The 19,772-nt window shown below is 60.4% G+C and carries 21 protein-coding genes; 11 read left to right on the plus strand and 10 right to left on the minus strand.

What is annotated here, in order from left to right:
- The first annotated feature begins 22 nt into the window (after window positions 1-22).
- Both ABH939_RS23580 and ABH939_RS23585 read left to right on the plus strand, forming a co-directional pair.
- Entirely contained in the window at window positions 23-847 is an 825-nt protein-coding gene (locus ABH939_RS23580) for an ABC transporter ATP-binding protein (protein ID WP_003943123.1), read from the plus strand.
- A gap of 21 nt (window positions 848-868) precedes the next feature.
- Window positions 869-1,711 (plus strand): siderophore-interacting protein, encoded by an 843-nt coding sequence (locus ABH939_RS23585; RefSeq protein ID WP_054188306.1) that lies wholly within the window; start codon window positions 869-871, stop codon window positions 1,709-1,711.
- A 17-nt stretch (window positions 1,712-1,728) separates the two neighbouring features.
- Here ABH939_RS23585 and ABH939_RS23590 read toward each other — a convergent pair whose 3' ends face one another.
- On the minus strand, window positions 1,729-3,078 hold the full coding sequence (locus ABH939_RS23590; RefSeq protein ID WP_030537416.1) for a lipase family protein: 1,350 nt from the start codon (window positions 3,076-3,078) through the stop codon (window positions 1,729-1,731).
- A gap of 293 nt (window positions 3,079-3,371) precedes the next feature.
- Here ABH939_RS23590 and ABH939_RS23595 point away from each other — a divergent pair, with 293 nt between their 5' ends.
- Window positions 3,372-4,013: a TetR/AcrR family transcriptional regulator gene (locus ABH939_RS23595; protein WP_404650223.1), complete on the plus strand. Its 642-nt coding sequence runs from the start codon at window positions 3,372-3,374 to the stop codon at window positions 4,011-4,013.
- An 82-nt stretch (window positions 4,014-4,095) separates the two neighbouring features.
- Here the strand turns inward: ABH939_RS23595 and ABH939_RS23600 are convergent, their stop codons facing one another.
- The 5 genes from ABH939_RS23600 to ABH939_RS23620 all read right to left on the minus strand — a co-directional run bounded on the left by ABH939_RS23600 (window position 4,096) and on the right by ABH939_RS23620 (window position 9,685).
- Complete coding sequence (locus tag ABH939_RS23600; protein WP_285181599.1) at window positions 4,096-4,833, minus strand: SDR family oxidoreductase; 738 nt, start codon at window positions 4,831-4,833, stop codon at window positions 4,096-4,098.
- Entirely contained in the window at window positions 4,830-6,305 is a 1,476-nt protein-coding gene (locus ABH939_RS23605) for an aldehyde dehydrogenase family protein (RefSeq protein WP_404650224.1), read from the minus strand. The genes ABH939_RS23600 and ABH939_RS23605 overlap by 4 nt, the downstream gene beginning before the upstream one ends.
- A 133-nt stretch (window positions 6,306-6,438) precedes the next feature.
- Window positions 6,439-7,560 carry a winged helix DNA-binding domain-containing protein gene (locus tag ABH939_RS23610; protein WP_404650225.1) on the minus strand — a complete coding sequence of 374 codons (1,122 nt, stop codon included), beginning with the start codon at window positions 7,558-7,560 and terminating at the stop codon, window positions 6,439-6,441.
- A gap of 62 nt (window positions 7,561-7,622) precedes the next feature.
- The gene (locus tag ABH939_RS23615) at window positions 7,623-8,264 is read right to left on the minus strand and encodes a histidine phosphatase family protein (RefSeq protein WP_054188302.1); all 642 of its coding nucleotides are present in this window, start codon (window positions 8,262-8,264) and stop codon (window positions 7,623-7,625) included.
- Window positions 8,265-8,278: 14 nt separating this feature from the next.
- Window positions 8,279-9,685, minus strand: coding sequence for an FAD-binding oxidoreductase (locus tag ABH939_RS23620; RefSeq protein ID WP_404650226.1), 1,407 nt, complete (start codon window positions 9,683-9,685; stop codon window positions 8,279-8,281).
- A 140-nt stretch (window positions 9,686-9,825) separates the two neighbouring features.
- On the opposite strand from ABH939_RS23620, the gene ABH939_RS23625 reads away from it, so the two are divergent.
- Entirely contained in the window at window positions 9,826-10,725 is a 900-nt protein-coding gene (locus ABH939_RS23625) for a LysR family transcriptional regulator (RefSeq protein WP_058226801.1), read from the plus strand.
- A gap of 22 nt (window positions 10,726-10,747) precedes the next feature.
- Here the strand turns inward: ABH939_RS23625 and ABH939_RS23630 are convergent, their stop codons facing one another.
- Both ABH939_RS23630 and ABH939_RS23635 read right to left on the minus strand, forming a co-directional pair.
- Window positions 10,748-11,827, minus strand: coding sequence for a helix-turn-helix domain-containing protein (locus ABH939_RS23630; protein WP_223304474.1), 1,080 nt, complete (start codon window positions 11,825-11,827; stop codon window positions 10,748-10,750).
- Between the two features lie 9 nt (window positions 11,828-11,836).
- Window positions 11,837-12,808, minus strand: coding sequence for an alpha/beta hydrolase (locus ABH939_RS23635; protein WP_007735725.1), 972 nt, complete (start codon window positions 12,806-12,808; stop codon window positions 11,837-11,839).
- 93 nt (window positions 12,809-12,901) lie between these two features.
- On the opposite strand from ABH939_RS23635, the gene ABH939_RS23640 reads away from it, so the two are divergent.
- The 3 genes from ABH939_RS23640 to ABH939_RS23650 all read left to right on the plus strand — a co-directional run bounded on the left by ABH939_RS23640 (window position 12,902) and on the right by ABH939_RS23650 (window position 15,354).
- Entirely contained in the window at window positions 12,902-13,495 is a 594-nt protein-coding gene (locus ABH939_RS23640; protein ID WP_030537406.1) for a hypothetical protein, read from the plus strand.
- 152 nt (window positions 13,496-13,647) lie between these two features.
- Window positions 13,648-14,076 carry a YciI family protein gene (locus tag ABH939_RS23645; RefSeq protein WP_007735729.1) on the plus strand — a complete coding sequence of 143 codons (429 nt, stop codon included), beginning with the start codon at window positions 13,648-13,650 and terminating at the stop codon, window positions 14,074-14,076.
- A gap of 3 nt (window positions 14,077-14,079) precedes the next feature.
- Complete coding sequence (locus tag ABH939_RS23650) at window positions 14,080-15,354, plus strand: RNA polymerase sigma factor (RefSeq protein WP_404650227.1); 1,275 nt, start codon at window positions 14,080-14,082, stop codon at window positions 15,352-15,354.
- A gap of 30 nt (window positions 15,355-15,384) precedes the next feature.
- On the opposite strand, the gene ABH939_RS23655 is transcribed toward ABH939_RS23650, so the two are convergent.
- Window positions 15,385-15,798: a hypothetical protein gene (locus ABH939_RS23655; RefSeq protein WP_042448201.1), complete on the minus strand. Its 414-nt coding sequence runs from the start codon at window positions 15,796-15,798 to the stop codon at window positions 15,385-15,387.
- Between the two features lie 154 nt (window positions 15,799-15,952).
- On the opposite strand from ABH939_RS23655, the gene ABH939_RS23660 reads away from it, so the two are divergent.
- From ABH939_RS23660 to ABH939_RS23675, 4 genes are all read left to right on the plus strand, one after another.
- The gene (locus tag ABH939_RS23660; protein WP_007735738.1) at window positions 15,953-16,123 is read left to right on the plus strand and encodes a hypothetical protein; all 171 of its coding nucleotides are present in this window, start codon (window positions 15,953-15,955) and stop codon (window positions 16,121-16,123) included.
- A 58-nt stretch (window positions 16,124-16,181) separates the two neighbouring features.
- Window positions 16,182-16,874, plus strand: coding sequence for a TetR/AcrR family transcriptional regulator (locus ABH939_RS23665; RefSeq protein WP_080712795.1), 693 nt, complete (start codon window positions 16,182-16,184; stop codon window positions 16,872-16,874).
- 145 nt (window positions 16,875-17,019) lie between these two features.
- The gene (locus ABH939_RS23670) at window positions 17,020-18,453 is read left to right on the plus strand and encodes a lipase family protein (RefSeq protein WP_404650228.1); all 1,434 of its coding nucleotides are present in this window, start codon (window positions 17,020-17,022) and stop codon (window positions 18,451-18,453) included.
- Window positions 18,454-18,591: 138 nt separating this feature from the next.
- Window positions 18,592-19,290, plus strand: a complete 699-nt coding sequence (locus tag ABH939_RS23675) for a type 1 glutamine amidotransferase domain-containing protein (protein WP_030537402.1) — start codon at window positions 18,592-18,594, stop codon at window positions 19,288-19,290.
- Between the two features lie 81 nt (window positions 19,291-19,371).
- Here ABH939_RS23675 and ABH939_RS23680 read toward each other — a convergent pair.
- Window positions 19,372-19,772 (minus strand): HNH endonuclease signature motif containing protein (locus tag ABH939_RS23680; RefSeq protein ID WP_404650229.1); only part of this gene is annotated, 401 nt, incomplete at its 5' end.

Below are 19,772 nucleotides of genomic sequence, written 5' to 3' on the forward strand. Positions count from 1 at the left end.
AAACTCGCTACGAAAGAGATTCATGACTACTGCCACCCCAACATCGCGGCTGCGCGCCGAGAAGATCGAACTACGGTACGCCGATCGAACCATCGTGGACGAGTTGAGTCTCGAGATCCCCGATGGAGGGTTCACCGTCGTCGTCGGACCGAACGGGTGCGGCAAGTCGACATTGTTGCGTGCGCTCGGCAGAATGCTGACACCTCGATCGGGTCGTGTTGTGCTCGACGGTAACGATATTCGGTCCTATCGAACCAAAGAAGTCGCCCGGCGAATCGCCCTGTTGCCACAGTCCCCGCTCTCGCCTGGAGCGATCAGTGTCGCAGACCTCGTATCCCGCGGCCGATATCCGTATCAGAGCATGCTGCGCCAGTGGTCACCCGAAGACGAGCATGTTGTCTCCGAGGCCCTGAATGAAGTCGGAATGCGATACGCAGCAGACCAATTGGTGGACGAGCTGAGTGGGGGACAACGTCAGCGGGTATGGATCGCCATGACGCTTGCGCAGCGCACCCCGGTGTTGTTGCTCGACGAACCGACCACCTTTCTCGACATCGCACACCAGATCGAGGTTCTCGACCTCTGTTCCCAACTCCACCAGTCCGGTCGAACATTGGTCGCGGTCCTGCACGACCTGAACCTCGCGGCCAGATATGCCACGCACGTAGTTGCCATGCGGTCCGGAAAAATTGTCATGCAGGGCAGTGCCTCGGACGTCTTCACCCCTGAGTTACTGCGCGAAGTCTTCGACCTCGAGGCGCTGGTTCTCGAAGACCCGGAAACCGGACGGCCACTTGTTGTTCCGCGTGATCGAAGACCTGTCAGTCAACTACCCGTCCACAACTGAACCACCGATCAGGAGATATCAATGACTACCGCATCTCGACCTGAAGAAACTGAAACGTCTGCGTCGGCAAAGGCGCCACGCGGAGAAGACCACGACCGCGGTCTCAACGACGTGGTTGCCGTCGTCGAACGCGTCGAACGGCCGACCGAGAGCATCTTGCGCATCGCCGTCCAGTTGACTTCGTCGGCGGACGACCCGAATTGGTTGCGGCCCAACGTCGCATTTCGCATCCAGCTGGGTCCGCACTACGACGACGTCTCTCGTGTCTACACGGTGCGCACCTTCGATGCGTCGAGCGGTTCGATGACCTTCGACGTAGTGCTGCACGGTCACACCAGCCCTATGATGCGCTGGGCCGACGACCGTCGTGTGGGTGACACGTTCTCGCTCACCGGTCCTCGCCCGCACTTCCTCGTTCCCGAGATCGCTGGTCGCCGCGTCGCACTTTTCGCCGACGACACCGCGATACCTGCCCTCTATTCGATTCTGCTTCAGTGGCCCGAGGGACTGACCGGCGTCGGCTGGGTCGCCACCGGTGACGCCGAGGCTTTCGCGGAACTGCCCGTGATCCCCGGCCTCGAGCTGCACCATGTCGAAGATGGACTCGCCGAGTACGCCCTCGAACTCGATAACCCAGGAGACTACGCGGTGTGGGGTGCCGGGGAACGGGACGAGATGCGAGCCATTCGAGCGCATTTCCGTAAGACAGTCGGCCTGGCGAAGGACGATGTAGTTGTCTTCGGGTACTGGAAGCGAGGGGTCAGCACTACCGAGATAGATCAGAACCGACTTCGGAACTACACGAGCATCCTCGAAAACGGCGGCACGCTCGCAGACATCGACGATCTGGCAATCGGTATCTGATGCGACTGTTGGATTTGTCAGCCCGCCGCGTGTTCTTCCGGCGCCAGGGAATTGCCCGGTGCGATGTTCGAGCAGTTGTTCGGCAACTGACTTCCATTGAAACGGTCGTTGAGCCAGGTGATGGCGCCGGGGAGCCACAGCGCGCCACCCGGAACGTGACTGATGGTGTCGTACTGGTCGTACTGGATGGACAAACCTGCGTCGCAATAGCGAGTGGCGAGTGAGCGGACGTCCCCGGCAACCATGACTCCGTCGCCAGGGCCGACGCCCGGTCCACCTGGCTGGGTGCCCTCGAGGGCTCCGTTTGCGGCTTGAGCGATGAACATCGGGATGGTGGGTATCGGCGCGTTGCCCATGTTGATCTTGTTGGCGACGTCGACGTACTCGGGCACCGAGTTGGGGTTCGCATACTCTGGTTTGGCAAGGTCCTGCCAGGTCACCCCCGGGTACTGCAGGATGACGTTCCCGATCGAGGCATCCTCGATCCGAGGTAGGAGTTCGCGTCCGCGATCGCCGAGATACGGATCGAAATCTATGTCGTAGGCACGGGCAAGTCCGACGACTGCCATCCCGACAACGCCTGCCCAACCGATGCTTCCGTTTGCGTACCGGAGGTTGTTTGCCGGGTTGACCAACAGACCACCCTGGGCGGCGCCGATCAGGTCCTCGTTGATGTCCGGGGCGTAGTCCGGAGCGAGGATGGACGCCCAGTTGGTGGCGATTGCTCCACCCGAGTATCCCATCAGACCGATCTCGGCTGAGTCGGAAATACCTGTCTCGGGAGTGTTGCGAGCGGCACGGAGGGAGTCGAGAGTCATCATTCCGTATTCGGGTCCCGCCGCGAAGTCCGCGTTCGGGCCCTCGGTGTCGGGAATGACGACGGTGTAGCCCAGCGCCAGTAGAGGACCGAACATGACGGCTTCGCCGGAAGCGAGAGTCCCGCCGAAGGCGACATTGCGCCCGCTGGCGGTAAGGCTGCCGATCGGGGTGTCCCCCGCGATTGCTCGTGACGGCCCGTCTTCCGGGTTCAGTGAATCGTAGGCCGACTGGAACGAGACAACTTTGTCCGGCTGGGCATTGGGTGGTCGAAGAATCGATGTGACATTCGCAGACGGCCGGCCGAGAGCGTCGGTCGACCGGTACAACACCTGTACGGCTTGCAACGGGGTAGGAATGTTGACGACGTGATAGGGCAAGGTTCTCGTTTTGAGCACGGCCCCAGGCTGATACGACGACAGCGGTGCCGAACCGTCGTACTGATAGAAGGAATCCGCCGACGGTTGCGCGGCGACAGTAGGTGCTGTGATGCCTGTGAGTGCAATGGCTGTCAGCGCCACCGCTCCCTGAAAGAGAATCTTTGATGCCACGATCGACCCTTCGGTTTCGTATGTCTCTCGGTACTTGACGGGCTGGTGTGATGACGACCACACGCTATCTTACTTTTGAGTAATAAACGAGAGGCTTGCGCTGGTTGTTTGAATCATGCATGAACGCAATGTGATTGAGATCTTTGAAGCGGCCTTGATAATTCTGCTCAGGATGCCATGTGTACGATACGACTAGTAGCTGTCGCGACGAGCTGCTGCCTTGGGCTGTTCCGGGTCGTCCGATTCCGGGAAATGTTCTGTGCTGCACGGTCTTGAAGGACGAAGGAGTGGACATGGGTAAGCGCGCTCCCGATGACGGCGTGTTTCGAGACTCGGCCGGCGCCCAGGCTGGACTGCTCACTCCTCCGAGCGGTGCACGTAGCGAGGCGGCCCACGAGAAGGCCCTTCGGTCAGCGGAAGCGCTTCTGAAATCCGGGGGAATGAAGGCGGCGACCATCGATGCGATCTCCGAGCAATCGGGCGTCAGCAAAGTAACGCTGTATCGGCACTGGCCGTCGCGGCAGGCGATCGCCGCTGAAGCGTTCGGTGCGCTCATGGACCGGCACTTGACGTTTCCGGAGACCAACAGTGCGCAAGACGATTTGAACGATTACCTCGAGGACATCGGAAGGTTCTACCGAGGTCCACTCGGGTCGATCTTTGCCGAACTTGTCGGCGCGTGTGCCAACGACCCGACGACGGCTGCATACTTCCGTACCTTCTTCCTCGACGAACGTCGTCGCGGCTTCGCCGAACTGATTCGACGATGTGTTGAGTCCGGATACTTCCGCGACGACATCGAGATCGAGGAAGCGATCGATCTCTTCTTCGGTCCCTTGATCTACCGGATGTTGGTGGGGCACGCGAGTATCGACGACAACACGGTGCGCTCGATCATCGATCATGCAGTTCGTGGACTCCGGAACGGTGTCTAAGCGGGATATTCGCTGAAATCCTTTGCGCTGGAGAGGGTACTGCCCTCTCCAGCGTTGCGCGATGTGTGTCAACTCGGCACTGTCAGCTGAGCATTTTCAGCACGTTCTGGTACTCACCGTTGATCTCGGCATGACGAAGTGGCTTGGCCGCTTCGACCACAATCTCTGTGGCGTTGTCGTCAGCTTTCAGTAGAGCAATGGTTTCTTCGATGTAATCATCAAGGGGTAGAGCCGATTCCGAGTTCTCCTGGTTCATCAGTGTGGTGCGGACGCCCGGTGGGATGAGTTCGATGCACTGGATCGAAGTATCGGCGAGTTGAACGCGCATGCTCTCGGTGAAGAGATGAACGGCAGCTTTCGTGGCGTTGTACGTGGGCGTGATGGGAAGTGGGACGAAGCCGACGGCGGATGACACAGTGGCGATGGTGGCGGTCGGCTTCGTCAACAGATGCGGAATGAACTGGCCGACCAGTCGAATAGTGCCGAGTAGGTTCGTCGTGATCGTTCGTTCGGCGACGTCGAGGAAGTCCGGGTTCTTCAGGTCCTCCGGGTACATGATTCCCGACATCGTCACAAGGACGTTCAGATCGGGAAAGTCCTCCGTTACGGATTCATACGCCGTTCGAATGGATTTCGGGTCGTCCACATCGATGACGACAGTGCCGATGCCCGAGTACTTGTCCGAGATCTCTTGCAGCAGAGCGGATCGCCGCCCACCGATGATTACATTGTTCCCCTCGTTCTGCAGGCCCACTGCAAGTGCGAGTCCGATACCGGAGGTTCCGCCGGCAATGAAGATGGTATTTCCCGAGATATTCAATGTGTGTTTCCTTGGTTTGTCGTGGGCGTCGACGTGGCGACAGTGATGGATTTGAGTTGGGTGTATTCGTTGAGCGTCTCGAGGCAGAACTCTCGCCCGAGACCGCTTTCCTTGAATCCGCCGAAGGGGACGCCGCCTCCCAGATTGAAGTACTGATTGATCCAGACGCAGCCCGCATCGAGATGGTCCGCGGTTTCCATGGCGTTCTTCAGGTTTGAGGTATAGATCCCAGCAGCGAGTCCGTATGGAGTGTCGTTGGCTTCTGTGATCACTTGCTCGTAATTGTTCCACTTGAGGACGCACAAAACAGGCCCGAAGATTTCGTCCTGCGCAATTCGCATCGAGTTCGTGACCTCCAGAATTGTCGGTTCGACGAAGTTTCCGGCTTCGAATCCCGGCACTACTGTTCGGTTGCCGCCGGTAAGTACTTGTGCGCCTTCTTCGATTCCGGAATTGATCATCGAGATCACACGATCGGCATGTTCCTTGTGGATTAATCCACTCAGTTCGGTGTCCTCCTCGAGTGGCGGCCCGACTCGCAATGATCGGAATCCTGCGACGAGTTTTTCCACGAAGGCGTCATAGATATCCTCGTGGATGAAGAGACGTGTTCCGGCCAGGCAGGATTGGCCGTTGCACATGAGGACACCCGCGGTGGCATCGGCGACCACTGCATCGATGTCCTCGATATCAGGAAACACGATGCTGGGACTCTTGCCGCCGAGTTCGAGAGTGGTCGAGATCAGCCGGGATGCTGCGGCGTGTGCCACGAGTCGGCCGACTTCGGTGCTTCCGGTGAAAGCGAGTTTGCTGACCTTCGGATGGTCTATCAAGGCTGCGCCGGCTTCCTCGCCAAGACCAGGGACAACATTGAAAACGCCTGCGGGAAACACGTCGGCGGCGATCCTGGCCAGCTCCATGACTGAAACACAGGCATTTTCATCAGGTTTGAGTACGACGGTGTTTCCGGCTGCGAGAGCCGGCGCGATCTTGAATGCCGTCATCACCACGGGATCATTCCAGGGAATGATCTGTCCACATACGCCCAATGGCACTCGCTTCGCGACCAGGTATCCCGATGCCAACTCGCGGCCGAAGCCATGGTGGGCCAACGAGATTGACGCAAAGTATCGCAGGTGTGAGACGGCGGCTCGATAGTCCTCTCGCATCTCCCTGATATGCCGCCCGGTATCCCTGCACTCGAGTTGGGCAAGCTCTTCGGTTCGATCCTCCACGAGCGCGGCAAACTGCAAGATTTTTGCGGATCGTTCTTCAGTGGTCAGGTTCGCCCATGCAGGAAATGCCCGCCTGGCGGCTTCGACCGCATCATTGATTTTTTCTGCCCCGCATCGGGACAGTGTGGCGAGTAGAGCGCCGGAAGCGGCGTCACGCGCCTCGAAGGTGGATGTGCCGATGGCTCGGAACGCTCCATCGATGTACGCACCGTATTCACGAACTGCTTGACCTTCCATGGATCCTCCTAGATCGGTCAATCGGTGAAGTTCGAAGTGTACTGTACGTTTCGTACACTTGTCGATGGTTGCCTTGCCGCGTATGGATGGCGTTAGCAGAAAGACCAGCTAGAACAGTGTTCTGGTCACATAGTCAAGGCGTGGCTCCAGCAATTTCAGCCGCCTGCTTCATAGCCCGTGAGACGTACCCCGTGCCGATTCTGACGCCGCCCAGCCACTCGGTGAGGCGCGCCGCCTCGGCATCGAGAGAACGTCGCGCAGACGCTGACACGGTCTCGAGCAATCGGACGTGCACCACACCGGTTTCGTCTTGGATCCAGCACCCTACGACGCGACCGTCGACCCAAGCGGTGGTGCCGGCATTACCGCGGGTGTCGAAGAGTTGGTTGCGGTGCGGGCCGAGGTAGAAGTCACGGTTCTTCCACCCCATGATCGTCGGGTCGAGCACCGGTAGGAGTGCCACCCAAGGACCTGGATCAGGCACCGTGGCGACGTCATCGGGTAGCAACCAGCCGGTGTCGCCTCCGTCGAGTGAGACTGCAACGGCGTCGAGTTCGGCGAGGGCGGCCCGGACGACCGTCTTCGTCGAGCCCAGCCACCAGACGATGTCGTCTTCCGTGCCCGGTCCGAAGGTGTAGAGCCAACGGCGGACTATTTCTCGATAGCCGTCTGCAGATTCGAGATCGACGGGGGCGTCGTCGAGCCAGTGTCGAGTGAGAGTCCACAGTGGGCGTGAGACGGGGAAGCGGGCGGTGTTGGTGCCGCGCATGATGTCTGCGGTCGCCCCGAGATGCGTGAGAACCCTGGGTGCCGACCAGATTTCACCTGCCGAACCCTCGACCTTGACGTCTATCATCGGCACGGCCTGACGAATCTCTACCGCTGAAAGCCCTTCAGGCCTATCGGTGAGCAACTTCAGCACTTCCGTCCGTGTGCGATCGAGCCAGTCGTTGCCGTCGACGGCGAGTCCGGCCTTGACGACATCCTTGGCCATTCGTGCCCGCTCGGTGTTCGCGACGCGGGCGGACGCGCTCGACCACGCGGCCGGCAGCAAGTCGCGGGGAAAGGTGAAGAGTGTGCGGCGCATTGCCAATTGCTTCACGAGACTGCGTTGGTCGTACAGGGCGCGGTCGACGTCGGCGGCGTCCACGGACCGAACCCTCGCCCAGCAAGACAGATAGACCGTCGCTGACTCGGTGGCGTGCAGTACCGTCATCGCCCGCGTGGCAGCTTCCGGCGAATCGACGTGAAACATTGGCTCCAGCGCATGACGTACTCCTATGCGAGCACGGCGTTCGTTGTCGGAGACATGGCGCATCAGGCCATCGTGCCACAGTCCAGGTGCGTCGTATCAGCTAGTTGCACGAGGGTTCGGTTGCGCCAGTAGTCGTCGTGTCGGAGATGTGTGATTGCACCCGGGGTGGTCGCGAAGGTCGCAAATCCTGCGGCTTCGACGGGAATCTGTAGCCAGGCGGAGACGACGAATGTGTGTGCAAAGCCGTGGGTTACGACGATGTGATCGTGATCGAGATCGTCCATCAGTTCGCACATGCACTCGTGAACCCTTGATGCGATGTCGCGGCGGGTCTCGGCACCGGCAACGGGGCCACGGTGATCGAGGCGGTTGTTGTCAGGGGCCGGGACCTGCCGCTGGGCCAGCCACGAGTTCGGGCGTCCTTCGGCTTCGCCGAAGCTGATTTCGCGCAATCGTGAATCCGTTGTCGCCGGAGCATCGAGTGTCCGGGCGATGATCGTGGATGTCTCGGTGCAACGATTGAGGTCGGACGAGGTGATGCGGACCGGGCGCGAAGTTCCTGTGCGTCGTCGTTTCAGCGCTTCGGCGATCAAACCTGCATCGCGCCGACCAGCGGGGGTGAGAACCGAATTGTGCCAACCGCCGACTACGTCCTGCGCTGTGTGTTCGGCATGAGGATGAGTGACGACGTAAAGATCCTGCATGAGACCCCTTTTGCTTACCCGACTTTTTCCGGCAACAGTATTCCAGGGTTGAGGATTCCACGGGGATCCCAGGACGATTTGATCAACTGCATTGCGGCGATGTCGGTTTCAGTGCGCCCCAGCGATATCCACGGCGACTTCGCGCGGCCTATCCCGTGCTCGGCGCTGATGCTTCCATGGTGGACGGCGACGAGTCGGAACACCGTATCGGTCAGTTCGTGTGCGACCCTCGGCTCGGCATCCAGAAGGTTCACATGAATGTTTCCGTCGGCGAAGTGCCCGAACAGGATTGGCCGCACGAGGGGGAATCGTTGTGCCAGGCTTTCTCGGAGGTTGTCGATGAACATTCCCATCACGGACAAGGGGACGGAGATGTCGAGCTTGACTACCGGCGTCGTCGACGACGCGCTGATGCTTTCGGTATGGCTTTCCCGCAGAGTCCACAGTTTTCGAGCCGGCCCAGGCTCGGCCGTCGCGTCCTCGATGAGGTCGGCAGAGTCGGAGAGTACTTCGAGGAGCGACTCTTCCGTTTCGCGCGGTGATGACACCTCGATGAGTGTGTACATCGGTGAAGGGGTGCCGAACGGGCGACGGGCATCGGTGTGTGCGCAGACGAGGGAGATGCCGTCGTCGGTCATGATCTCGGCGGCTTCGACGGTCAATCCGCTCTGACGCACGCGATTACACAAATGAAGCGCTTGATCGACTTCGCGTACACCCGCGAGCACGACCTGGGTGTCGGTCGCCGGGGTGACCAGCTTCATCAGGACCTTGGTGATGACTGCGAGCGTTCCCTCGCTGCCGGCGAGAAGTCCTGGAATATCGTATCCGACATTGTCTTTGACGAGTGGAGTCCATCTACTCAGTACCGAACCGTCCGCGAGCACGGCTTCGATACCGAGTATCTGTGCGCGTGTATTTCCGTATCGGACCATGCGCGTCCCACCGGCGTTGGTTGCGACGATGCCGCCGAGTGTCGCGGATTCCTTTGATGCCAAATCGATTCCGAAGCGGAGACCGTGTGCCGATGCCGCCAGGTCGGCGCGAGCAACGGTCACGCCGGCGCCGGCTGCGATTGTCCGACCGATGGGGTCGACGGCTTCGATCGTTTCCAGACGCCTGGTACTCAGCACCACGGACCCAGCCGAGGCGATTCCACCACCGACCAGTCCGGTGTTGCCGCCTTGCGGTGTGACGGGAACCCCCGCGTCGAAGCATGCTCGAAGAACCGCAGACACTTCGGAGGTGTTGCCGGGGCGGATGACCGCGATCGCGTCGCCGATCCAACGTCCCGTCCAGTCACGTGTGTAGCCCTCGATCAGTTCGGGATCGGTAAGCACATGCGTGTGGCCGACGATCTCTGCGAGGGCGTCGATAAGCCTCGCGTCTGTTGCAGGTTCAGTGAGTGCTCGGGGATTCATGTGCAACCTTGTGATCGTTCGGGTGACAATTTTCGGGAGACAGACGGTGGATCAACGTGAACTCGATCCTCCGACCTCAGGTGATGCCGTGTCCAAGACCAAGTAGTGACACCACCATCTGTTTTTCTTATAATCGCCGTATGAACCTGCAGCGTGCCCGTTATCTGATCGCTCTGTCGGATCATGGGAGCTTCACTCGAGCCGCTGCGAACGTCCACGTCGCGCAATCGGCCCTCAGTCAACAGATCAAGGTTCTCGAGCGCGAACTCGGAGTTCCGCTGGTGGATCGTCGGGGTCCGCAGTTCACCTTCACGGAAGCCGGCAAGGTGGCGGTACGAGAGGCGCGCTTTTTGATCGGGTGTGCGGACCGGGCTGTCGAACGAATTCGGTTGGCCGCGCGCGGTGTGGACGGAGAACTGCGCATCGCGTACACCCGTTCGTGGGCGGGCGGCGCAGTCGCGGATCTGGTCAGCACCTATCGAAGGCTCTACCCGGGCGTCGAAGTTGTCGTTCATCGTGGCACTTCGGCGCAGACTGTCGACCTCGTCCGAACCGGAGCCGTCGACATCGCGGTTGTTCGCCCGCCGCTCGATGAAGACGATCGAGAACTTCCCCTGATCGTCCTCGATACCGAACCTATCCTGGTCGCTGTTCCCGTGGATCATCCGTTCGGTGGTCGAGCGACGCTCGAACTCGGAGATCTGGTGGATGTCCCCGTTGTGTTCTGGCCGGAGGCCAACGCCCCGGGGATGTATTTGCGTACGCTCGAACAACTTTGGCCAAACGGGGCGCCCAGCATCGTTCGATTCGAGGCCGACGACGAGCAGGTGCTGCATGCCGTCTCGGACGGGGTGGGTATTGCGCCGATCCCCCAGGGCAGAGCGCGGATGCTCCGCATCCCGGGTGTCCATCTATGTGAGATCGCCGGTGAGCAACCAACTCTCGACGTGGCAGTGACCTACCGGCCGGATAATCCGAATCCGGCGCTTGCGCCGTTTGTTGCGCTCGCTGAACGCGAAAGATCGTCAACCACTGTGTAGTACCTGTGATGCGCGGTGGGTCCTATCCGCCATCGAGGACCAGCATCATGGCCGTTGCGCGTGCTCGGTTCTCGATGGAATCGACGTGGAATCCGACGTGCTGGGACAGTTTCGCCAATCGGTGCGCGACGCTGCTGTGGTGAAGATGCATGGAATCTGCTGCGGCCCTCAAGGTTCCGGACTGCAGGTATGACCTCAAGGTTTCGAGTAGTTCTAACCCCTGTTTGGTATCGCCGATCTCTTCGGCACGAACCAGATCCGGTATTCGCGAGTGATCGATGTGTGGTCCCGGCGCCAAGAGGTTGAGGGCGCCGAGATCGTCGGCGTTCACGATCGGTGTTGTTGCCGACGCCTGTGTACGAGCGAATCGTGCAGTGCTCAGTATTGTGCTCACTTCGGAAGCGGGAGCAGTCAAAGATATTCCGGCGCGAATGAATGACGACAGCGCGGCCTCGGACAGCTCGGGTGTCGCCGCGAACGAACCCGTCACGAGATTCAGATACTCGCCGTCAGCGTCTATCCCAGTGGCTTTGCCAGGTTTGTAATCTGGCGAAATGACAAGGTGTGCAGCACCTTCGGCCGTGCCTGAGACTGCCTTGGTTGCCATTACACGGACTGGGGTATGGGGTTCGATACCGAGACCGGCGCAGGAGGTGAGCACCGCGAGTTCATCCATCGGGAACAACAGATTTCGAGTGTGCTCGGCTTCGGTAGGCAGGCGTCGCGGTTGCAGAATTATCGCTGCGGTCAGGGCCATCCGGTCGACGAGCATTTCGTCGAGTGGCAAGCTGGCCCCGGGTCGTTCGATCCATACCGTTCCGAGAACCTCGTCGTCTACGGCAATGTTTCTGGTCATGCTCGGTGGGAGCTGAGGATCGGGTGACCATCGGCCGCGCGGATCGCAACGGCGCAAATTCTTCTTGCTTCTGCCGCGCTCGACGATCTCGATACCCACGACGCAGTCCGCCAACTGCGCGCTCGCACGAAGCAAAGACGCGGTGTCGGAGCCGTGCCGCACGAGGGCGTCGAAGTAATCGATGACACGTACCAGGCCTGCCGAGTCTGCATCGAGCTCGGCAAGCCGGTACATCAGTCCTTGCATCTCGCAACGCTACGAGACCGGCGAGAGCGAACGCAACCCTCTCCTGAGCGCAGTGAGGGCTTCGGCGGCACCTCTTTCGCTGACCGCGGCGGTCGCGACCAGTGCCGACCCGTGAAAGGTTCCGGGGAAGGAGTGCAATTCGACGCTGACTCCCGCTTGCAGCAGCCGAAGGGCGTATTCGATTCCTTCGTCGCGGAGCGGGTCGAGTTCCATGGTGGACAGGTAGGTCGGCGGCAGGCCGGTGAGGTCGGTAGCCCGGGACGGCGCAGCGTAAATGGACACGTCAGGATCTTCGGGACCGGAATACGACTCGCCGAGATAGTACTTCCACGACAGGATGGCGTTAGGGCGGTGCCACAAGGGGGTGTCGACGAAGTTCGTCATCGAGACCGTCGCCAGGCGGTCGTCGAGTTCAGGGATTTCGAGGAATTGGAAGGCCACGGGCACAACGCCCTCGTCACGGGCTTTGAGGACAGTGCCTGCGGCCAGTCCACCGCCTGCGCTCTGCCCTCCCACTGCGATGCGGCGTGGATCGACCCCCAGCTCCTCGGCATGGGCGTGGATGTAGAGGAGTGCGGCGTAGCAGTCGTCGACGGGGCCGGGGAAGGGGGTTTCGGGGGCGAGGCGGTACTCCACGTTCGCAACGGCGAATCCGAGTTCCCGCGCCACCTCGACGCAAAATGGATCGCTGGATTCTGCGGTGCCGATTGCGAATCCGCCGCCATGGATCCAGAGCAGAACGGGGACAGGGCCGGCAGTGTTGTCCGGGGTGAAGAAACGAATCGTGACCTCCGGATCGCCGTCCAGGCCGGGTGCCGACAGTTCACGAAGCGAGACTCCGTCGAATGACAGGTCGGCCAACATGGTGCCGACCAGAGCGTCGTAGGTGGCCCGTGCGTTGGGGAGGTCAGCGAAGTCCACCTTCGGGAGCATGGTGAGTGCCGCGGCGAGTTCGGGGTCGAGAGTCGGGAATGTTGTCATGCACCCATCATCGAGCCTGATTGTGTCCTACGTCACCAGCGGCTTGTAGGAAATCGGAGAGTCTCCCTCCGACACCCGTCGGATCTCCCTAGGATGACGCCGGTGGACAGGGTACATCTCGGGGTGGGTTCGAGCGATTCGAATAGTGGGGCACGGATTGGTGGACGACCTCCGCAGGTTTTCGCTGGTCAGGCGATTCTGCGGTCGCACGAGTACCTTCTGACGCTCGAGGCACACACGGCGCCGTGGCTCGGCGTGCGAGAGCTTTCGATCTTCATCCGTCGAGGTTTCTCCATCGGCGACGACGACCTCGAATACCCGGACATCGGGGTTAGGGCAGTCCTGCACTTGCCGTCGTCACGAAGTGCGGAATCGGCGGGCAGCCATGCGGGCCTTGGCAGCGCGGCGTTGATCAGGATTCCCTCGGACGACGAGGTGATGCCGTTGGTGTTGATAGCTCCGCAACCGGTGCTCATTCAGAACGAACCGTCCTACGCCGATGCCGTCGAGGCAGATGGACACAGCTTCCTGTTCCAGATCAACGAAGAGGGGTGGCCGGTGGTTGCTGAGTCCCACCCCGATTTCGTAGAGGAGTACCTATTCGGTTACGGGTCGGTGTATTTCTACGGGAGCTCTGACGCGACCGGGCTCGTTCGCGAAGTTGTGCCGGGATTTCTCGACTTCTGACCGGCCCGTCCGCCGATACCGTGGGCAGCGTATCGCGACCGGCGGTTATGTCCTCGGAAAATTGTTTCGGAAGTTTGTCGATCGGTGAGTGCGCCGTTCGACGTGTAAGCAGAGGGACCGAACAGAGCGGTCCACGAACGAAGGAGATTCTCATGAAGTACATGCTGATCATGCGTTCCACTGATGAGGCTATCGAAGCATCCAAGGACATGGACTTCGACGAGATCATCGCGGCGATGGGGCAGTACAACGAGTCCCTGATCAAGGCAGGTGTCTTGCTGGCCGGTGAGGGACTGGCGATGGAGGAGGGATTCATCGTCGATTTCGAGTCCGATCCTCCGCTGGTCTCCGATGGCCCGTACGGGGAGACGAAGGAGTTGTTCTCGGGATTCTGGATCATTCAGACGTCGACCAAAGACGAAGCCTTGGAATGGGCGAAGCGCTGCCCGCTCGGGCCGGGAAGCAAGCTCGAGGTACGCCGCGTGAGCGAGATGTCGGACTTCGATCAGGACAACGAGTACATCCAGAAAGAGGCCGGCTGGCGTGAAGAGCTCGGTACCGATCGTCCGGTCGCAGGCTGAACCATGACCGACGAGGCGGTGCGAGAAGAAACGAGAAAGGCTGTCGACGCGGTCTGGCGTATCGAATCCGCGAAGATTGTCGCCACGTTGACTCGCACCGTCGGAGATCTTGATCTCGCCGAGGATCTGGCCGCGCAGGCTCTGCTCGAAGCCGTCGAGCAGTGGCCCGCGACGGGGGTTCCGAGAAACCCCGCTGCCTGGCTGACATCTGTGGCGACACGACGAGCAATCGACGGGTGGCGACGACGTGAGAGGTTGGACGAGCGCTACGCCCACTTTGCGCGTGAACTCGAGAACGACGCTTCACATTTCGACGACGTCAGCTGGGATCCGGACCGCATCGACGACGATGTCCTTCGCCTGATGTTCATCGCCTGCCATCCCGTGTTGAATCGAAAAGCGCAGGTGGCGTTGACGCTTCGAGTGGTGGGCGGTTTGACCACGGAAGAGATTGCGAAAGCGTTCCTCACGCCGACGGCGACGGTGCAGCAGCGGATAGTCCGCGCGAAGAAGGCGCTGACCGCCTCGAAAGCGGTTTTCGAAGTTCCAGGGCGAGAAGAGTTTTCGAGCAGATTGAGCGCCGTCCTCGGAGTGCTGTACCTGGTGTTCAACGAAGGCTATGCAGCCAGTTCCGGGGGCGAGTGGATGCGGGCGGAGCTCAGTGCTGAGGCTCTGCGGCTCGCGCGAATACTCGCCGAATTGGTCCCCAGGGAGTCCGAGGTACACGGCCTTGTCGCTTTGATGGAGCTGACAGCCTCGAGATTCGGCGCTCGGACAACCTCGACCGGTGAGCCCATCCTGCTGGCTGACCAGGATCGGACGAGGTGGGATCGCCTACAGATCTCGCGTGGGCTTGCCGCGCTGGAACGAGCTGACGCCGTCGGGCGTGGACGAGGCCCGTACGGCCTGCAGGCGGCGATTGCCGAATGTCATGCGCGAGCAGCAACTTTCGAAGACACCGATTGGAAGAAAATAGTCATCCTCTACGAGGCTCTGGCGCAACTGGCGCCATCGCCCGTGGTCGACCTCAATCATGCGGCGGCGGTATCCATGGCATACGGTCCTGGCCCTGCGCTCGAATTCGTCGACAAGCTTGTCGCTTCAGGTGAACTGGCCGACTACCACCTGCTTCCCAGCGTTCGGGGGGAGTTGCTCAGTCAGCTCGGCCGATCCGAGGAGGCTAGAACCGAACTCCTCGAAGCGGCTCGTCTGGCCGGGAACGAGCGTGAGCGCGCTGTGCTGGTCGCGAAAGCAGATGCGCTGCTGCCGGATCGGTAGTGACGCGATTGTTAGTCGCGCGATTGATAGTCAGGGCTGAGTCGGATCATCATTGGGCACCATGGGCGGCATCCCGACTCCGTAGGGATCGAGCATGTCCGATACACGTCGACCCCACCGTTCATGCGCGGACTGACGGGTCATTCCGGCAGCGCGGCCGATGGTTGACCATGTTGCGCCGAATCTACGCAGGCTCATGACGCTTGCCGTCGAATCGATACCTGCGGCGAGCTGAATCCGGAAACAGGCCAACTGCCACGCCATCTGACGCTGCGCCGGGATGTCGGTGTCCTGTTCTGCCTCCCACCCAGGGCTGCCAGGTAAAGGATCTGTTCCGACAATCTTGTCTGCCTGAGTGCCGGCCTCGGTGATCGCGGCGTTGACCGTGGTGATCGCGGCGGTCTCGATCTTCGCAGTCAGGGCGCGTTCGATCAGGTCTTCCATGAGAAGTTCTCCTTTCGTCAGGACTAGCCTGACAGGCGCTGTTGAATTCTGTCAAGAGTTCCCTGACGGACTTTGAGTTTAATTAATGCACGATCTATTTGTGTACTATCTAAATGGTCTCCGGTTCTGTTGACCGTCGTCGAAGGGGTTGCTGGTGAAAATCGTGGTTTTGTCGTTCCTGGTGGCGTTGACTTTGATGACGGTCGGGATCATCGCCGCGCGCAACCGCAGCACTCGACCTGCCGTGACCGGGGCAGTTACTGCGGCGTCAACGGTTCTCGCTGCCGCCTGGACACTTTTTGCCGTGGCCTTCGTATTGGCCTGATCGTGCTGCAGTGCCGATGCGCCGGTAGTGGTGGTGAAGGAACTTCGCAGCAGGTCAGATGCGTTTTGTGTGCGGCGCGATGCCGCATACTCTGGCAGACGTGGCAATCGCTGAAACAGACAGAAACTACGGCGGAAGGTCGGTCGCGGCTCGGAAGGCCGAACGCCGTTCCCTCTTTTTGAATGCTGCTCTCAGTGTGTTTGCAGACCAGGGGTATGCCGGAAGTTCGGTGGCGGATATCTGCGCGTCCGCGAGTCTGGCCAGAAGGCAGTTCTACGACGAGTTCGGTAGTCGCGAGGATCTACTCCTCGCGCTGTATGACCAGATTCAACTCGACGCCAGAATTGCAATGGTCGACGCACTCGATGCAGAGCCTTCGGTCAATCTCCGTGACAAGGCAGCGACGGCCATGGCCGCCTTCGTCGAGTCGGTCGGAAGTGACCCACGACGCGCACACGTTGCCTTCATCGACGTCGTAGGTGTCAGTCCCCGGGTGGAAAAGCATCGTGTGGACCAACGTTCGGTCTGGGCAACATTTTTCGAGTCGATCATCAAAGGGATCGTGGGCGAAGATTACGAACCGCCGGGTGGTTACCGGTGGGCGTCCACCGCCTTCATCGGCGCGCTTACCGCGCTGGTGCACCAGTGGAGCACTGCGGAGCCTCGTCCTCCCGTGTCGGTACTGGTCGATCTGATGACGGTGCTCTTGAATGCGTTGATCGACGACGCGCCCCTTCGCACCGACGAATAGGTCACGAACACCAGGGGATTGTAATCCGGCCCACAACGCTCTACTCTCGTCCTCAATGTGTTAGACACTCGCATCTAACTTGTGTGCTCGTGATGAGAACTGCGGCAACACAAGGCAATCTGTGCTTTTCCGGGGAGGAATTGGTATGGGACGACGCTGGACAACTGACCGAAAACGCGGGGGCCTCGCAATTGCCGTGATTGCAGTAATCGGGCAGATCGGACTTTCGGCACCTGCCTCAGCTGCACCGGATGAAGGTGTTCCCGCCCAAATTCAGGTCCAGTCTGCCCTGCCGCCTGCGGTCGCACCGCCTTTGCCTGAACTGGACCAGGCCTTCTATGAACCGCCTGTCGAGGTCGTCGAATCCAGGGAACCGGGTGAGATCATCGCCGCTCGTGCGGTGAATCTCGGTACTCTCAACCTGATTCCGACCAACGTGGATGCGTGGCAGATCTCGTATCGATCCAATAATGCTGCGGGCGAGGCGATTCCTGCTGTCACCACAGTGATCAAGCCGCGTGGCGACACTCGCGATGGAGGCCCGCGCCCGCTGCTGTCCTTTCAGATGGCAGAGGATTCACTCGGAAACTACTGCGCACCTTCGTATGTCATGCAGCAAGGCGCGTTGCCGTGGCTGGTGACGGGCGCTGCGACCGGTGGGGCTCAATTCCTCGAAGTGCAGGCGGCACTGGCGCAGGGTTGGGCATTGTCGGTGCCCGATCATCAGGGACCCAATTCTTCCTTCGCCTCCGGCCCCGTCGCGGCCCGGATCACGCTCGACGGTATCCGTGCTGCTGAGAACTTCGAACCCATGGAGCTACAAGGGCGGTCAACTCGCGTAGGGCTGCTCGGCTACTCGGGTGGATCGATTCCTACTGGTCACGCAGCTGAAATACGGCAGGCGTACGCGCCGGAACTGAATATCGTCGGAGTCGCCGAAGGTGGTGTTGCCGCGGATCTCGGCGCTTTGCTCGACAATGCCAACAACGCTCTAGGGGCCGGGATCGTCGCTGCCGGTGTAATCGGAGTGAGCCGAGAAGATCCTGAACTTGCAGGCTTCATCGATCAGCACATAAACCCTGCCGGCCGAGCGCTTTTCGCTGCCAAGGACAACCTGTGCATGCTCTGGACGTCAGCTGCAGTGCCCTTCCTCAACATCAAGGGCTTCCTCGATGTCCCGGGAGATCCCGTCCAACACCCCACGGTGAGAGCTGCGCTCTCCCGAGCTGCCATGGGTAAGTCGGTTCCTGACGTGCCGATGTACATTTATCAGTCGAATCCCGACTGGTTGGTGCCTGTTGGCCCGGTGAACAAACTTGTCGATACCTATTGCCAAGATCCTTCTGCGAGTGTCGTTTACACCAGAGACCACTTCAGTGAGCACGTCAGCATGGAAGTCGTCGCATTGCCGAGTGCTCTACTGTGGCTTCGTGATCGGTTCGCTGGTGTGCCTGCTCAGCAGGGATGCAGCACCTTCGACGCTGGATCCATGGCGCTTGATCAGAGGACCTGGCCAGTCTGGGTGGATGCGGTCGGTGAACTCGTCGCAGGACTGTTCGGCAAGCCGATCGGGACCTGACGGGTGACGTGATTCTGCGGTGGTGAGGAATTCTCACAAGGGCAGCGTGTTGCACTGACTGGACGTTATTTCATTGATCGGGCCTTGAAGATGGTGTCTTGTCACCAATGGGTTCCTTTACCGACGAAAGGTTGCGCGATGACAAAGCTGTTGTTTGCGGTCACTTCTGCAGATCACTGGACGCTGAAGGACGGAACACCCCACCCGACCGGGTACTGGGCGGAAGAACTGGTCGAGGCGCATCGCGTTTTCGTCGACGCCGGCTACGAGATCGTGATCGCGACGCCTGGCGGTAAAGCTCCCGTTGTGGACGAGGGAAGCCTGGCGCCCGAGGTGAACGGCGGGCAAGAAGGCGCCGACCGTATGCGCAAGTACATCGCCGATCTGCAGCCGGTGCTCGATTCGCCGGAGATTTTGGAGAACGCCGATGCTGCCGATTACGACGTAGTCTTTGTACCGGGTGGACATGGACCGATGGAGGATCTTGCGGTGTCGGCATCCTTCGGTGAGCTTCTCGTGAACTTCTTGGACGCGGACAAGGTGGTCTCGGCGGTCTGTCACGCGCCGGCGGCACTCCTGCCGGCCCAGAGACCCGATGGAAGCTGGCTGTTCGACGGCTATCAGCTGACCGCGTTCACCAACGAAGAGGAGACGCAGGCTGGTCTGGCGGACAAGGCTCCGTGGCTGCTCGAAACTCGCCTACGCGAATTGGGCGGCAAATTCTCGAAGGCTGAGGCGTGGTCGCCTTATGTCGTGGTGGACCGCAAGCTCTACACCGGTCAGAATCCGGCGTCGTCACGGCCTCTCGCCGAGCGGATTGTCGCCGACTTGGGCTGAGCATGTTTTTTGGCGCCGCATCGAGGTCTCCTCGATGCGGCGCTGGTCCGTGTTCTGTTGTCGCCAAAGAGGTTTGACCTCTCAGGTTTTGAAGGTGGTGTTCGCCGGCCTGGGTTGCTGTCCGGGGTCGATCGAGGGTGGCGGGATGAACCACGGTTTGTTGTCGACACCGATCCGAATCGCCCACTTCCCGACGAACCCTGATTTCCGGTGCATCAACCGGTGGTGCGAACGGCACAGCAGCACCAGATTGTTCATCACCGTCGGGCCGCCGTTGGCCCAGTGCCGGATATGGTGCGCATCCGTCCAGGCCGGTACACATGTGCAGCCCGGGAACGCGCAGCCTCTGTCTCGGGCGATCAACGCCACTCGCTGTTCGGGGGTGATCAATCGTTTTCCGGGTTTCGCATCGAGCGGTGCGCCGTGATCGTCGAGCAGGACGGTGGAGAGGAAGCAGTCGCAGCCGAGGAGTCTGGTCTGTG

Origin of the sequence: Rhodococcus sp. 27YEA6 (genome assembly GCF_044908235.1) — a bacterium.
Lineage (GTDB): Bacteria > Actinomycetota > Actinomycetes > Mycobacteriales > Mycobacteriaceae > Rhodococcus_F > Rhodococcus_F qingshengii.

Excerpts from the sequence above, each read along its gene's own strand:
- ABH939_RS23580 (WP_003943123.1), top strand. The coding sequence starts at position 23 with ATGACTACTGCCACCCCAACATCGCGGCTGCGCGCCGAGAAGATCGAA.
- ABH939_RS23585 (WP_054188306.1), top strand. The coding sequence starts at position 869 with ATGACTACCGCATCTCGACCTGAAGAAACTGAAACGTCTGCGTCGGCA.
- ABH939_RS23595 (WP_404650223.1), top strand. The coding sequence starts at position 3,372 with ATGGGTAAGCGCGCTCCCGATGACGGCGTGTTTCGAGACTCGGCCGGC.
- ABH939_RS23605 (WP_404650224.1), bottom strand. The coding sequence starts at position 6,305 with ATGGAAGGTCAAGCAGTTCGTGAATACGGTGCGTACATCGATGGAGCG.
- ABH939_RS23610 (WP_404650225.1), bottom strand. The coding sequence starts at position 7,560 with ATGTTTCACGTCGATTCGCCGGAAGCTGCCACGCGGGCGATGACGGTA.
- ABH939_RS23615 (WP_054188302.1), bottom strand. The coding sequence starts at position 8,264 with ATGCAGGATCTTTACGTCGTCACTCATCCTCATGCCGAACACACAGCG.
- ABH939_RS23620 (WP_404650226.1), bottom strand. The coding sequence starts at position 9,685 with ATGAATCCCCGAGCACTCACTGAACCTGCAACAGACGCGAGGCTTATC.
- ABH939_RS23625 (WP_058226801.1), top strand. The coding sequence starts at position 9,826 with ATGAACCTGCAGCGTGCCCGTTATCTGATCGCTCTGTCGGATCATGGG.
- ABH939_RS23630 (WP_223304474.1), bottom strand. The coding sequence starts at position 11,827 with ATGCAAGGACTGATGTACCGGCTTGCCGAGCTCGATGCAGACTCGGCA.
- ABH939_RS23635 (WP_007735725.1), bottom strand. The coding sequence starts at position 12,808 with ATGACAACATTCCCGACTCTCGACCCCGAACTCGCCGCGGCACTCACC.
- ABH939_RS23640 (WP_030537406.1), top strand. The coding sequence starts at position 12,902 with ATGACGCCGGTGGACAGGGTACATCTCGGGGTGGGTTCGAGCGATTCG.
- ABH939_RS23645 (WP_007735729.1), top strand. The coding sequence starts at position 13,648 with ATGAAGTACATGCTGATCATGCGTTCCACTGATGAGGCTATCGAAGCA.
- ABH939_RS23650 (WP_404650227.1), top strand. The coding sequence starts at position 14,080 with ATGACCGACGAGGCGGTGCGAGAAGAAACGAGAAAGGCTGTCGACGCG.
- ABH939_RS23655 (WP_042448201.1), bottom strand. The coding sequence starts at position 15,798 with ATGGAAGACCTGATCGAACGCGCCCTGACTGCGAAGATCGAGACCGCC.
- ABH939_RS23665 (WP_080712795.1), top strand. The coding sequence starts at position 16,182 with ATGCGTTTTGTGTGCGGCGCGATGCCGCATACTCTGGCAGACGTGGCA.
- ABH939_RS23670 (WP_404650228.1), top strand. The coding sequence starts at position 17,020 with ATGGGACGACGCTGGACAACTGACCGAAAACGCGGGGGCCTCGCAATT.
- ABH939_RS23675 (WP_030537402.1), top strand. The coding sequence starts at position 18,592 with ATGACAAAGCTGTTGTTTGCGGTCACTTCTGCAGATCACTGGACGCTG.